At 62.2% G+C, this 13,146-nt stretch carries 12 protein-coding genes; 8 read left to right on the top strand and 4 right to left on the bottom strand.

From position 1 onward, the window contains the following. Positions 1 to 33 precede the first annotated feature (33 nt). Positions 34 to 729 (bottom strand): heme exporter protein CcmB, encoded by a 696-nt coding sequence (ccmB, locus tag D0544_RS04685; protein WP_125014840.1) that lies wholly within the window; start codon positions 727 to 729, stop codon positions 34 to 36. Positions 730 to 733: 4 nt separating this feature from the next. After that, positions 734 to 1,366, bottom strand: a complete 633-nt coding sequence (gene ccmA, locus D0544_RS04680; RefSeq protein ID WP_125014839.1) for a cytochrome c biogenesis heme-transporting ATPase CcmA — start codon at positions 1,364 to 1,366, stop codon at positions 734 to 736. A 256-nt stretch (positions 1,367 to 1,622) separates the two neighbouring features. Between ccmA and fliK the strand changes: the two genes are divergently transcribed. Next, positions 1,623 to 3,002: a flagellar hook-length control protein FliK gene (fliK, locus tag D0544_RS04675; RefSeq protein WP_164880836.1), complete on the top strand. Its 1,380-nt coding sequence runs from the start codon at positions 1,623 to 1,625 to the stop codon at positions 3,000 to 3,002. A gap of 20 nt (positions 3,003 to 3,022) precedes the next feature. Here fliK and D0544_RS04670 read toward each other — a convergent pair whose 3' ends face one another. After that, on the bottom strand, positions 3,023 to 4,126 hold the full coding sequence (locus D0544_RS04670; RefSeq protein WP_164880835.1) for a c-type cytochrome: 1,104 nt from the start codon (positions 4,124 to 4,126) through the stop codon (positions 3,023 to 3,025). A gap of 142 nt (positions 4,127 to 4,268) precedes the next feature. On the opposite strand from D0544_RS04670, the gene D0544_RS04665 reads away from it, so the two are divergent. Then, positions 4,269 to 4,568, top strand: a complete 300-nt coding sequence (locus D0544_RS04665; protein WP_125014836.1) for an EscU/YscU/HrcU family type III secretion system export apparatus switch protein — start codon at positions 4,269 to 4,271, stop codon at positions 4,566 to 4,568. A 44-nt stretch (positions 4,569 to 4,612) separates the two neighbouring features. Here D0544_RS04665 and D0544_RS04660 read toward each other — a convergent pair whose 3' ends face one another. Further along, complete coding sequence (locus D0544_RS04660) at positions 4,613 to 5,059, bottom strand: rhodanese-like domain-containing protein (RefSeq protein WP_125014835.1); 447 nt, start codon at positions 5,057 to 5,059, stop codon at positions 4,613 to 4,615. A gap of 262 nt (positions 5,060 to 5,321) precedes the next feature. Here D0544_RS04660 and D0544_RS04655 point away from each other — a divergent pair, with 262 nt between their 5' ends. From D0544_RS04655 to D0544_RS04630, 6 genes are all read left to right on the top strand, one after another. After that, positions 5,322 to 7,649 carry a serine/threonine-protein kinase gene (locus D0544_RS04655; protein ID WP_125014834.1) on the top strand — a complete coding sequence of 776 codons (2,328 nt, stop codon included), beginning with the start codon at positions 5,322 to 5,324 and terminating at the stop codon, positions 7,647 to 7,649. A gap of 14 nt (positions 7,650 to 7,663) precedes the next feature. Then, on the top strand, positions 7,664 to 8,020 hold the full coding sequence (locus D0544_RS04650; protein ID WP_125014833.1) for an FHA domain-containing protein: 357 nt from the start codon (positions 7,664 to 7,666) through the stop codon (positions 8,018 to 8,020). A 97-nt stretch (positions 8,021 to 8,117) separates the two neighbouring features. Next, positions 8,118 to 9,302: a BaiN/RdsA family NAD(P)/FAD-dependent oxidoreductase gene (locus D0544_RS04645; protein ID WP_125014832.1), complete on the top strand. Its 1,185-nt coding sequence runs from the start codon at positions 8,118 to 8,120 to the stop codon at positions 9,300 to 9,302. A gap of 149 nt (positions 9,303 to 9,451) precedes the next feature. Further along, positions 9,452 to 11,254: a DUF3604 domain-containing protein gene (locus D0544_RS04640; RefSeq protein WP_125014831.1), complete on the top strand. Its 1,803-nt coding sequence runs from the start codon at positions 9,452 to 9,454 to the stop codon at positions 11,252 to 11,254. Between the two features lie 15 nt (positions 11,255 to 11,269). Continuing rightward, a complete protein-coding gene (locus D0544_RS04635) occupies positions 11,270 to 12,142 on the top strand; it encodes a peptidyl-prolyl cis-trans isomerase (protein WP_125014830.1) in 873 nt (290 codons plus the stop codon). Then, on the top strand, positions 12,123 to 13,091 hold the full coding sequence (locus tag D0544_RS04630) for a HupE/UreJ family protein (RefSeq protein ID WP_125014829.1): 969 nt from the start codon (positions 12,123 to 12,125) through the stop codon (positions 13,089 to 13,091). The genes D0544_RS04635 and D0544_RS04630 overlap by 20 nt, the downstream gene beginning before the upstream one ends. The last annotated feature ends 55 nt before the right edge of the window (positions 13,092 to 13,146 follow it).

Below are 13,146 nucleotides of genomic sequence, written 5' to 3'. Positions count from 1 at the left end.
CAGGGCTAGCCCCCGAGGGGGCATGCGAGGGCCCTATCCGGCGATGCTCACCCGCAGCGCCGCCGCTATTGCAAAGGGGGCCAGTGTTATCGCCATCACCAGAAACACCCCCAACCACAACAGGTGCCCAATATAGGGGGTACCATTGATCGCCGCCCCTACGGCACCGGTGCCAAAAATAAGCACCGGGATATAGAGCGGCAAAATCAGCAGGGAGAGCAACACCCCTCCTTTCTTCAGCCCCACGGTCAGGGCCGCCCCGATCGCCCCAATCAGGCTCAACAGCGGCGTACCCAGCAACAGGCTCGCCAACATGGCAGGATACCCCTCCCAGGGCAGAAACAGCACGATGGCGAGCAGGGGGAACAACAACGTCAACAGTAGCCCGCTGACAATCCAGTGGCTGGTCACCTTGGCCAGTACCAGCAGGTACAACGGATAGGGACTCAGCAACAGCTGTTCCAGCGAGCCGTCATCATAATCGGAACGAAACATCGCATCCAGCGATAATAGGGTAGCCAGCAGGGCCGCCACCCAGATAATTCCGGTCGCGATCTGGGACAGGAACTCTTTATCCGGCGTCACCCCCAGGGGAAACAGGGTCGCGACCATCACAAAAAAGATCAGCGGGTTAACCAGGTCGCTCTGGTTGCGTAACGCCAGGCGCAGATCACGCTTGAGCACCATGACACAGGACTGCCATAAACTGGGCTTGGAGTTTATTTCCATCTAACTACTGCTCCCGAGTGGCAAGGCTGATGCGCCTGAGATCTGGGTAGACCATGGCCAGGTCGTGGTGGGTGGTGAGGATGATGGCACCGCCCTTTTCGGCGTGCCGGACCAGCAACTGCTCCAGGGCCGCCACCCCCGCTTTATCAATGGCGGTAAAGGGCTCATCGAGAATCCACAGGGGCTGTCTGGCCAGATGCAGGCGCGCCAGGGCGACCCGTCGCTGCTGGCCGGCCGAGAGACTGTGACAGGGCACATCTTCAAACCCGAAGAGCCCCACCTTTTCGAGGGCCTCATTGACCTCCTCGTCGGTCACACTCACATGCAGACCGCAGTACCAGGCAAGGTTCTCCTGCGGGGTCAGCTGGGCCTTCACCCCAACACTGTGGCCGGCGTAAAGCAGCTCGCTGAAATAGCTTTCACGGTCATCCTTAATGGAGGTTCCACGCCAGCTGATCTCACCCTCGAAATCGGCGGACAGGCCACAGAGCGCTCGCAGCATGGTGGTTTTCCCGCTGCCATTGGGGCCTTCGATCTGCAGGATATCGCCCGCGCTGAGGTCGAAATCCAGAGCGCTGAACAATACCCGCTCGTCTCGCTCACATCCCAGCTGGCGCACTTGTAGAAAGGGGTTCAAACGTTACTCCGTCTATCTGTCAGGTTAACCACGGCTAACGGCAAAAACGCGGGGTTGAAATCGAGCCGTTTTCATCTTAGGACAACCGCGGGCGCGTCCCTTAAGCGTCTGGCATTATATACAAAAAGTTTCCAAAACCGATGAGCCTAGTCAATAATAGTGCCACATTGAGACACCATCGGCACCTCTTCTGCTCATGTCGGTTGATCCCCCAAAACCTTCAATACCCCGCCTGCCGCCCGCAGCAAGCCCAGGTTTGCCTACCCCTCCCGCCAACCACCACAAAACCGACACCCCGCCACGCCCCTCTAATGACCCGGTTGCACGCCTGCTGGAGGCGATCCGGGAGCGCTCGCCACCGCAACTGGCCGTGATCGTCAAATCGATCCAAAGCTACCTGCCCGGCAAAGAGCCGGTGATCGAACTGACCCGGGATCCGAGCCTGCTGATTCGCGCCCTGGTGGCGGGCAAGGAGCTGCTGCTGGCTACCCGTCAGCTGCCGCCCCCCAACCAGCCGCTGGTACTGGTGATTCGCGACGGCAAGCTGAGCCTGGAGCTGCAGCCCAACCCGCCCGCCGCCATCCGCCAGAGCCCGCTGCACCAGCAGCTTCAGCAACTGGCGCCCTTTATCCAGCGGCCTTTACTCAGCTCTATCGGGCAACTGCTTGAACAGTACCCACAACTCCAGGCCCGGCAATCCTCCCCCCTGAGCCAAACGGCGCAGCAGGCGGTGGAACGACTGCTCAACCAGCTACCCACCCCTGCCCGCCTAAGCTCACCCGAAGCGGTGCGCAGCCAGCTGGCCAACAGTGGCCTGCAACTGGAGTCGCGCATGGCGCTGCTCAGTATAGCCAATACCGCCACCACCCCGGCTGCGCCTCCCTCCAATACCACCACCAACATCAGTGGCGACCTCAAAGGACTTCTGCTCAATGCCTTACAGGCACTGGGCAGCTCAGCGGCCGGCACCAGCGAGGGGGGGCGCACCCTGTTGCAGTGGCTACAACAACTATCGCCGGCCGCCAGGGCCGGCACCGCCACCCCCTACGACAGTGCTCCCCGGGCCAGCACGCTTCCGCCCTTTCCCCAGTTCGCATCGATCTCGGGTATCCGTTCCGATGCACCGGCCACCAGCGCTGAACTCTCGGTCACGAGCCTCGCCCTGCAGCTGGCTTCGGCCGCGGCCCGCATCCAGACCCAGCAGATCCAGAGCCTGATCCAGCAACAGGCACCCTCGGCGGATCCTAACGCACCCATCAACACCTGGTTCTACGAGCTGCCCATCCGTAACGGGCAGCAGCTGGACAGTATTCAGCTGCTGATTGAGCAGTATGCCCAGCGTGACAAGAAAAAAGAGCGCGCCGACAAGGAGCTCCGCTGGCAGATCAACCTGGCCTTTGAAGTCGCCCCACTGGCGCCCTTTCAGGCCCTGCTAAGCCTGGTCGACAACCGTGCCGCCATCACCCTATGGGCAGATGCACCGCAAACCCTACAGCTCCTGGGGGCCCACCTGGGCGAGTTAAGAAGCGCGTTAACCAGCGCTGGACTGGAGGTGGAGGAGCTACGCTGCAAGCGGGGGTTGCCTCCTCCCAGGGAGACCCGCCTGGAGCGATCCCTGGTGGATATTCATACCTAGCCACAACCGAACTCAGCCGCCTAGCGCCTCATCCAACCCCAGTCCTCCCCGCTCCCCTCTTCGCCCCGCGGACGAAAGCGAAAATAGTAGGCAGGAGACTCCCGCAGGTGGTTCACCAGACCGGAGTCAAATTTGGGTTTCAGGGTACGGATATACTTCATCAACGATTCCAGGGTGGAATCCTCAAGTTTCCCCTCCCAACCCGGCATCTGTCCTTTACCATTGGAGATACTCCGGATTAACTCCCAGTCGGGTTTATCCATTCGGTCACCCAGCGCAAACGAGGGTGAGTTACGGTAGTAGGCGATACCGCTAAATCCGTGGCAACCGGCACAGAAGGTGAAATAGGCGCGCTCCCCCTTCTGGAGCTCGCCAGGGTTATCCACAGTGGCCACTCCCGGACGGGGTGGAATGGTATCGCCGCGGAGAATGAAGCGTTCACGGATATAGGCCACTACCTTATAGCTTTCCCAGACGGAAAAGCTATCCTCCCAGGCCGGCATATTGCCCAACCCATAGAGGACCGAACGCACCAACTCGGAGTCGTCTTTATTAAGGCGATCGTGCTGGGCAAAGGAGGGCACCCCTTCATGGACCCCCCACCCATTAAACCCATGACAGCCCGCGCAAAGCCCCAGATAGATACGCTCACCAAATTGATAGTCGGTTTCATCCTGGGCCTGGGGCGTCATCTTTTCCTGAAGAATAAGCTCATAGACGTCACCGGTTAACTCGGCTCGCTCCGGGTTGGCAAGACTGGCCGCCGCCAGGCTGAACCAGAGATTGCTCTCCTGGGTGTCAACGAAAATTTCCGGGAGCCCCGGTAAAATGCCACTGTGGAAAATACCCAGGTTTCGTGCTGCCACGAAGTGACCCTGCTCGGCGGACTCGTGAAACCAGGCATGGCTGCGTTCGTAGTCACGATCAACCCCCTCACCATAAAGGAGCATCACCCCCACCAGGTTTTGCGCCTGGGCATCGCCCAGCTCAGCCATGCGCATGAGTTTAAGGTAGGTGGTTTCGACCGCCGCCTCCGTTGCTCCTTCTACGGAGGTGGCCAGCGGCAACAGACAGGCCAGCAAGATCAACCAACCCTTCACTCCGATTACTGTGCGTAACCCCATACTTTCCCCTTCACCGCCACAATCCCTGTAAGCGCACACTGGACATAGCCCGCCATCTGACCTGAAAGCAACTTCCATCACAATGAGCCAGCGCAATAAAGCGAGAGATTACAGTGCTCCGAAATTGGCGTAGCATGGGCGTATGAAGCAACCTCCCGAACAGCCCCCCGCCCGTGCCGTCGCCCTCCAGTACGACGGCGAGCATGCCCCCCACCTGTCGGCCAAAGGTGAGGGCGACCTGGCCGAGCAGATCATCGCCATTGCGCGTGAACACAAGATACCTCTCTACGAAAACCCCGAGCTGGTAAGGTTGCTGGCCCAGCTGGACCTGGGGGAGGAGATTCCACACAACCTCTACCTGTGCATCGCCCAGCTGATTGCGTTTGCCTATCGCGTTCAAGGTAAGGTCCCCCCCGGTTGGACAGAGCCCGCAGCATCCTGACCCCACACACTCCTGCCCCCTAAGCAGGGACCAAGGGTGTGCAACTATCGCTCGGCCCAGTCGAAACGCTCATCGCTGCGCTGGGTCTGGATCGGCATATCCCAAGCCAGCCATGAGTAATAGCCGTCGCGGAAATAGTACACCTGGGTGTACCCCCAGCGGGCCGCCAGATAACTGGCAAAGGCACTGCGTTTGCAGTCGAGATCATTACAGTAGATCACTAAAGGGGTGTCCCGGTTCAGGTAGCCGGGATAAAACAATTTACCGAAATCTCGCCGCAGCTCCAGATGGCGGGCCCCTTTGATATGCCCCCAGCGCCACTGGCGATCGCTGCGCACATCAACGAAAACCGCCCCCGCATCGAACAACTGCCTGGCCTGGTGGACGTTGATGGTGGTTGCCCCGATCACCTTGAAGGGGGACTCCAGCGCTACCGCATTGAAGGCAAGCACGCTGGCCAGCAGCGCCATCAGGTGGATCAATCTGCTCATGCCCTACTCCTCCATGACTGCTTTCCCCCAGTTTAGCGAGCCACTCCCCTCGCTAACGGAACCAATGGTCACTAAAACTGAGCTTTTTACTCGGTTGCTATCTATACCGGCCAAACCCCGTCTGCCAAAACCAAGCTGAGACCTGGTACACAATTGCAAACCACGCTTTTGGATAGACTCTCCGGTAAGCTGTGATAATGCCTGACCATGGCCGAAGCCCCCAGGCCCACTCTCTCTTCAACACAAGGCCCGATCACCCTTCGTGAAAACGCTGATAACCCATTGGCTGCTGGCCCTTTTTAGCACCCGTTTTCTGGTCTGCCTGCTGGCCGGCGCCGTGGCCAGCTCCCTGCTCCCGCTGGAGCGGATGAACCAGCAATGGCTCGAATGGAGCAGCGCCCTGTTCCCGGCCGCCGAGACCCCAACCCGCCACCCCTTGTTGTGGGTAACCCCGCACAAGGCCGAGCGCGATCGTCTGCAGGCGCATCCGCTTCTGGCCAGCGACAGCTTCGCCCTGTTGCAACAGCATATAGAGCGCGGAGGGCGAGCCGCTTTGCTGCTTCCCGCCCCCCCCCTGTTCGCTCCCGATCTTCTGCAGTCGCTGGGAGCCGGGGCGCCACTGATGGCGCGCCTACAGCAGATCCAGAGCTGGCAAAAAGCCTCGCAGCTGATCATCGGCACCCCCCCCGAAGGCCTCCCCGCCGCTCCGCCTCAGGCAACAGCCGTCGCCCCCACCCCATCCCCGGATGAACCGCTTATGGCGCGGCTTAGCCGCCTCCTGTCCACACCCCTGCCCCCGCTCAGACTCGACAACAGTCGGCCCTCGCACCTGAGGATCTGGCCTACGGCAGCGCCAGGGGATTACGGCTACCCACTGCTCTACCAGAACCAGGGACACGACTACCCCAGTGTGCTGCTGGTGCTGGCCAGGGGACTTAACCTGGACCCCTTGCAGGGGCTTTCCGCTACCAGCCTGTTCCCCCCTGGCGCGGGCGATGGACGTATCTTTCCACGTCAGGCCCTCCCCTTTACGGGTACCGACCTGGAGCAGGCCGCGCTTGCGGCCACCCCCCGCACACTGCTGATCATTGATGCCACCGAATCCGCTGAGGGGGAGGCGCTGGCCCGCGCGCTACTCTCACTCCAGCAGCAGCACTACCTGCGCAGCGCCCCCTGGGGAGCGGGAGTATCGGCCGGGGTGTTAGTGTTAATTCTCGCCTACCTGCTACTGCTGATGCCCCTGCTGTCCCCGGCGAAAGGCGCCCTGGCCAGCCTGCTGCTGGGCACACTGCTGGCTGGCAGCCAACTGGCACTGCAACCACTCTACGGATTCTGGATTCCCATCGCCGAGCCCCTGCTGCTGCTGCTGGGCGGGTCGGCATTGATGATGATTCAGCTGCGCTACCAGCAGGATTACCAGCGGTTGCAGGCGCGCCATGAACACAACAGCCTGCAGCTCGGCAGCACCCTCTACCACCAGGGAAAGCTGGAGGAGGCCGCCACCGCGATCGCGGGCTGCCGTACCAACGACGAACTGCTGGGACTCACCTACGACATCGCCCTGCAGCAGGAGAAAACCCGCGACCTGTTGGGTGCCCTCGGCAACTACCGCCGCATCCAGCAGCACAGGCGCCAGTTCAAGGATGTCGGCCAGCGCATCGACCAGCTGAGCGGCAAGCTGGGGGAGACCCAGGTTGAGATCCCCCTGGCCACCACCCAGACCCTGATGCTGCCCGAGCAGAGCGGTCGCACCCCGCACCTGGGGCGCTATGAGGTGATCCGCGAGATCGGCCGCGGTGCCATGGGGGTGGTCTACCTGGGGCGGGACCCCCGTATCGCCCGTACGGTGGCGATCAAGACCCTCACCTACGACCAGTTTGAAAGCTCGCGCATCAAGGAGATGAAGTCCCGCTTTTTCCGTGAGGCGGAGGCCGCCGGGCGTCTTAACCACCCCAGCATCGTCACCATCTTTGACATGGGGGAGGAGCAGAACCTCGCCTTCATCGCCATGGACTACGCCAAGGGGGAACCCCTTAACCGCCACTGCAAGGGGGGTAGCCTGCTGCCGGTGCGCACGGTCTACCGCATCGTGGCCGAGGTGGCCGACGCCCTCAGCTATGCCCACCGGCACCAGATCGTGCATCGCGACATCAAGCCCGGCAACATCATGTTCGACGCCGACAGCGGCGAGGTGAAAGTGACCGACTTCGGAATCGCCCGCATCAGCGACGACTCCCAGACCAAAACCGGCAGCATCCTCGGCAGCCCGCTCTACATGTCCCCCGAACAGATCAAGGGGGCCAAGGTCAGCGGCACTGCCGACATCTACAGCCTGGGGGTCACCTTCTACCAACTGCTGACCGGTGAGGTGCCCTTCAACGGCGACAACCTCGTCAACCTCACCCACCAGATCATCAACAGCAAGTACAAAAGCGTGCGCAGCCACCGCAGCGACCTACCGGCGAGTGCGACCCGCATCGTCAATAAGGCGCTGCAGAAAGAGGCCGGCAAGCGTTACCAGGACGCGGCCGAGATGGCCGAGGCCCTGCGCAAATCCCTCACCAAAGAGTTCGTCCGCGAACCCGCCTGACACTGGAGATTACCATGGCAACACTGGCCCAGCTGATCGATGACGTTGTCGTTAACCGCGTCGAGATCGACCAACCCCTGACCACCCTCGGGCGCCACCCGGACAACGATATCGAGATCAGCGAAGCAACCGTCAGCAGCCGCCACGCGAGGCTGCTGCGCGAGCCCAACGCCGCCATCAACACGGTGATGGATGTCTATATCGAGGATCTGGGCAGCACCAACGGCACCTTCGTCAATAACCAGCGGGTCGATGGCCGTTGCAAGCTGCACAACAACGACCTGATCCGTATTGCCTGGAACCACTTCAAGTTTATCGACGATGCCGAAAGCACCCTCGAGCAGACGGTCTTCAGCATCGACACCGAGTAAATCATGACCGGCCTGGCCATTGGCATCGACAGGCTGACAGGTCGGGGGCACGCCGCTACAATACGCAGCCCCCGCCCCCAGCCTGCAGGACCCCAGCGTGAAGCCATACGACGTCATTATCATCGGAGCCGGTGCCTCCGGCCTGATGTGTGCCCGGGTTGCCGGCGCCCGTGGTCGGCGCGTGCTGGTGCTCGACAAGAGCAACAAGGCGGGCAAGAAGATCCTGCTCTCCGGCGGCGGGCGCTGCAACTTCACCAACCTGGATGTCAGCGCCAACAACTACCTGGGTGACAACCCGCACTTCTGCAAGTCCGCCCTCAGCCGCTTTACCCAGTGGGACTTTATCTCCATGGTCGCAAGCCACGGCATCCCCTGGCACGAACGAGACCACGGCCAGCTGTTTTGCGACGACAGCGCCAAGGCGATTCTGGCCATGCTGCTGGAGGAGTGCCGCAGCGCGGGGGTGGAGATCCGCACTGGCTGCTCTATAGAACAGATAAGCCATCAGCAGCCGTTCCAGCTCACCACCAGCCAGGGTTCATTCAGCGCCTCCTCACTGGTGGTCGCCACCGGCGGCCTCTCCTTCCCCACCATGGGGGCGAGCGGTTTCGGCTACGAGATCGCCCGCCAGTTTGGCCACCAGGTCACGGACACCCGTGCGGGGCTGGTCCCCTTTACCTTCAGCGACCAGCTCAAGGGGCTGTGCGAGCGCCTCTCCGGCACTGCCATTCCAGCGACCCTCACCTGCGGCCAGGCACGCTTCACCGAGGCCCTGCTTTTTACCCACCGCGGCATGAGTGGACCCGCCGTATTGCAGATCTCCAACTACTGGCAACCGGGGCAAAGGGTCACCCTGGACCTGCTGCCATCGGAGGAGGCCCCCGCATTGCTGCGGGGGCTGAAGCAGGAGCACCCCAAGAGCCTGCTGCGCACCCTGCTCGCCCGTCACCTCCCCAAGGCGCTGGTCGCCGAGCTGGAAGGGCTCTGGTGGAGCGAGTTGGGGGAAACTCCCATGGCCCAGATTCCCGACCGCCGCCTGCAGCAGATTGGCGAGCAACTCAACGGCTGGTCACTGAAGCCCTCTGGCACCGAGGGCTACCGCACCGCCGAGGTGACCCTGGGGGGGGTCAACAGCAACGAGCTCTCCTCCAAAACCATGGAGAGCCAGCGCCAGCCCGGCCTCTACTTCATTGGCGAGGTGGTGGATGTAACCGGCTGGCTGGGCGGCTACAACTTCCAGTGGGCCTGGGCCTCGGGTCACGCGGCGGGTGAGGTGGTGTAACCCGGCTCCCCTCGCGGCTAGCAAGCAGGACCAGTGTCGCAAAAGATCAAGCCGGTTGCGCATAGTGTCAACACATCCTGGGGCGCTTTTTCTATGATGGCGGCAATAACAATTCGCGGCGTAACCAAGCGCCCGTCAGGAGCCCCCTCATGAAAAAAATAGCCCTTGGCCTGGTCACCCTGGCCGGACTCAGCGCCCACCCCTCACTCGCTGCCCCCACCCAACTCTTCTGGGGTGACACCCACCTGCACACCTCCTACTCTGGTGATGCGTACGGGATGGGTAATGAGAGTGCCGACCCCGACACCGCCTACCGCTTTGCCAAGGGGCAGCCGGTGATCCACCCTTTTAACCGGGTACGGGTACAGCTCAAGCGCCCACTGGATTTCCTGGTGGTCGCTGACCACGCTGAGTACATGGGGGTGATGCAGCTGATCGAGGAGAACAGCGCACTGCTCACCGACACTGAAACCGGCCAGAGATTGCTGCAGTTAATGGCCGACAAAGGTGGCAAGGGCGTCTATTACGACCTGGCCGGGACCGTCGTCAAAGGCAAGCCCTACCCCGAACTGTTGACTTCCCAGGTGCGAGAGCCGATCTGGAACCGCATTATCGAGGCCGCCGAAAGCAACAACGAACCGGGCAAATTTACCTCCTTTATCGGCTGGGAGTGGTCCTCCATGCCCGGCGGTGCCAACCTGCACCGTATCGTCTTTACCAACAAGGGGGGCGAGGCAGCCAGGCAGTTTCTGCCCTATTCCTCTATGGACAGTAATCGACCGGAGGACTTCTGGAGCTGGCTCGACAAGACCTCCACCGCCACAGGCGCAGACTTTGTCGCCATCACCCATAACTCCAACATCAGCAACGGGCTGATGTTTAATGACCTCGATAGCGACGGTCACCCCATCAGCGCCAGCTACGCGCGAACCCGCATGCGCTGGGAACCGGTGGCCGAAATCACCCAGGTCAAGGGCGACTCCGAAACCCATCCCAGCGTATCACCCAAGGACCCCTTCGCCGACTTCGAAACCTTTGATCACGTGATGACCTTCGGTGCCGACCAACAGACCGAAGTGGACCAGGTGAGCAACTTCGCCCGAAGCGGCCTTAAGCGGGGACTGGAGATCGAAGCCAAAACCGGGGCCAACCCCTTCAAGTTCGGCATGATCGGTTCCACCGACTCCCATACTGGCCTCAGCACCGCCAGCGAGCCCAACTTCTGGGGCAAATTCGGGCTGGATTCCATCCCCGAAAACAAGGACAAGGAGACCACCCCCCACGCCGATGGCTGGAGCATGTCCGCCGCGGGGATGGTCGCAGTGTGGGCCGAACAGAACACCCGTGAATCCCTGTTCGCCGCCTTCAAGCGCAAGGAGGTGTACGCCACCACCGGGCCGCGCATGCAGGTACGCCTGTTTGGCGGCTTTGATTTCACAGCCAGCGATGCCACCGCCAATGACCTGGCCGAAATCGGTTATCGCAAGGGGGTTCCCATGGGCGGCGACTTGGTCAGGGCGCCGAAAGGCAAAGCCCCCTCCTTCCTGATTCAAGCGGTCAAGGACCCGCAAGGAGCCAACCTGGACCGGGTACAGGTGGTCAAGGGCTGGCTGGACAAGGAGGGTAATAGCCAGGAGCAGGTCTTTAACGTGGCCCTCTCCGACGAGCGGGAAGATCGCGGTGCCGATACCCAGCCGGTGGGCAATACCGTCGACCTCAAAACCGGTTATTACAGCAACAGCATCGGCGCCACCGAGCTGGTCACTGTCTGGCAGGACCCCTCCTTCGATCCGGACCAACGCGCCTTCTACTACCTGCGCGTGCTGCAGATCCCAACGCCCCGCCACACCATGCTGGACGCGGTGGCACTGGGTCGCTCCCAGGAGGAGCTGAACTACCCGGCGGTGATCCAGGAGCGGGGGTACTCCTCTCCGATCTGGTACACCCCCTGATACCGGAGCGCGGCCATGATTGTGCGTTTAATGCGTGACCCTCTGCTGCATTTCCTGCTCCTGGGCGCTCTGGTGTTCGCCGGCTACCAGTGGATAAAGCCGGCAAACAGCCGGCTGGATGCCAACACCATCGTGGTGGATCGTAACGCCCTGCTGACCTTTATCCAGTACCGTTCCAAAGCGTTTGAGCCCCAGCTGGCCGAGCGCCGGCTGGACGCCCTGACACCCGGCGACCGGGAGGCCCTGGTGCGGGACTTCATCAAGGAGGAGGCACTTTACCGCGAAGCCCGGGCACTGGGCATGATCGACAACGACTACATCGTGCGCCGCCGTTCGGTGCAAAAGCTGGAGTTTATCGCCCAGGGGCTGGCGGCCAACGCGGTCGAGGTGGAGCCCCGGGCGCTGGCCGACTTCTTCGAGAGTCGCCACCAGGACTACTACGAAGCCCCCTCCCTGACCTTCACCCACGTCTACTTCAACGCCGACAAGCGTGGGCGCGAAGCCGCGCGGACGGCGGCCGTGGCCCTGCTCGCCGAGCTCAACCGCGAGGGGGTGGCCTTCGCCGATGCTCCCCGCTACGGCGACCGCTACCTCTACCACCGCAACTACGTAGAGCGCACCCCCGACTTTATCGCCAGCCATTTTGGCGCAGGGTTCGGGCAGCGACTGGACACCCTCTCCCCCGGCCCCCGCTGGCAGGGACCCATCGCCTCCGACCAGGGGGAACACCTGGTGCTGATCCGCGAGCATCAAGCCGGCCGCCTACCAGCGCTGGAGGAGATCCGACCCCGTGTCGAGCAGGATTACCGCCAATGGCAACAGCAAACACAGCAGGCCCTGGCCATCCAGAAGATCGTGGATCAGTACCATGTTGAAAACCAGCTTTAGGCTCCTGCTCGCCCTGTTGCTGTTGGGGGCCACCCCCCTACTGGCCCACGAGAGCCGCCCCCTCTACCTGCAGGTTGAGGAACTGCCCGCGGCGACGGGTAGCTACCGTTACCACCTTCAACTGAAGATTCCCCCTTCGGTAGAGGCAGCCAATACCCCGTTTCTGCGCCTGCCCGAGCACTGTCGGCGCGACGGTCCCGGGGCGCAGGCCCTCGCCCTCTGCAGCCAGCCCCTGACGGGGCAGACCCTGATCGTCGACTACCCCCGCTTCAACCCCTCCATCGCCACCCTGATCCGGGTCAGCCTGGCTTCGGGGGAGCGCCACCAGACGCTGCTGGCACCGGGCGAAACCCACTGGCAGCTACCGGCCCAGCGTACCTCCGGCGACCTTATGGGGAAGTACGCCTATCTCGGGGTTGTCCATATTCTGGAGGGGTGGGACCACCTGCTGTTTCTGCTCTGCCTGCTGTTGATCGCCGGCACCCTCAAACGCACCCTGGTCACCGTCTCCGGGTTTACCCTGGCCCACTCGCTCACGCTGGCGCTGACCACCCTGGGGCTGCTGCGTATCCCGATCCCGCCGGTTGAGGCGGTCATTGCCCTCAGTATTCTCTTCCTGGCCGCCGAAATCAGCCGCGACCGCCGCGATACACTCGCCTGGCGCCACCCGGTGGTGGTATCGCTGTTGTTCGGCCTGATCCACGGCTTCGGTTTCGCCTCCGTACTGGGCGAAGTGGGGTTACCCCAACGGGAGATCGGTACCGCCCTGCTCTTTTTTAACCTCGGGGTCGAGCTGGGACAGCTGCTCTTTGTCGCCCTGGTAATGGCGCTTTTTGCCGGCCTTCGCCGCTGGCGCGCCTTCCCTTTGGCACGGGCGCAGCAATTGCTGATCTACGGCGTCGGCAGCCTGGCCGCCTTCTGGACCCTGCAGCGGATCGCCGGTTTCTAGGCCCACCGTCGAAGGCGCTGCCGATTGAGCAGGCACTCCGCCCTTCCCTTTGATC

Origin of the sequence: Aestuariirhabdus litorea (assembly GCF_003864255.1) — a bacterium.
Taxonomy (GTDB): Bacteria; Pseudomonadota; Gammaproteobacteria; order Pseudomonadales; family Aestuariirhabdaceae; genus Aestuariirhabdus; species Aestuariirhabdus litorea.
Note: the sequence above shows the minus strand (reverse complement) of the source record. Positions and strands in the feature narration are given on the sequence as shown.

Excerpts from the sequence above, each read along its gene's own strand:
- D0544_RS04640 (WP_125014831.1), top strand. The coding sequence starts at position 9,452 with ATGAAAAAAATAGCCCTTGGCCTGGTCACCCTGGCCGGACTCAGCGCC.
- D0544_RS04650 (WP_125014833.1), top strand. The coding sequence starts at position 7,664 with ATGGCAACACTGGCCCAGCTGATCGATGACGTTGTCGTTAACCGCGTC.
- D0544_RS04630 (WP_125014829.1), top strand. The coding sequence starts at position 12,123 with ATGTTGAAAACCAGCTTTAGGCTCCTGCTCGCCCTGTTGCTGTTGGGG.
- D0544_RS04670 (WP_164880835.1), bottom strand. The coding sequence starts at position 4,126 with ATGGGGTTACGCACAGTAATCGGAGTGAAGGGTTGGTTGATCTTGCTG.
- D0544_RS04660 (WP_125014835.1), bottom strand. The coding sequence starts at position 5,059 with ATGAGCAGATTGATCCACCTGATGGCGCTGCTGGCCAGCGTGCTTGCC.
- ccmB (WP_125014840.1), bottom strand. The coding sequence starts at position 729 with ATGGAAATAAACTCCAAGCCCAGTTTATGGCAGTCCTGTGTCATGGTG.
- D0544_RS04635 (WP_125014830.1), top strand. The coding sequence starts at position 11,270 with ATGATTGTGCGTTTAATGCGTGACCCTCTGCTGCATTTCCTGCTCCTG.
- D0544_RS04665 (WP_125014836.1), top strand. The coding sequence starts at position 4,269 with ATGAAGCAACCTCCCGAACAGCCCCCCGCCCGTGCCGTCGCCCTCCAG.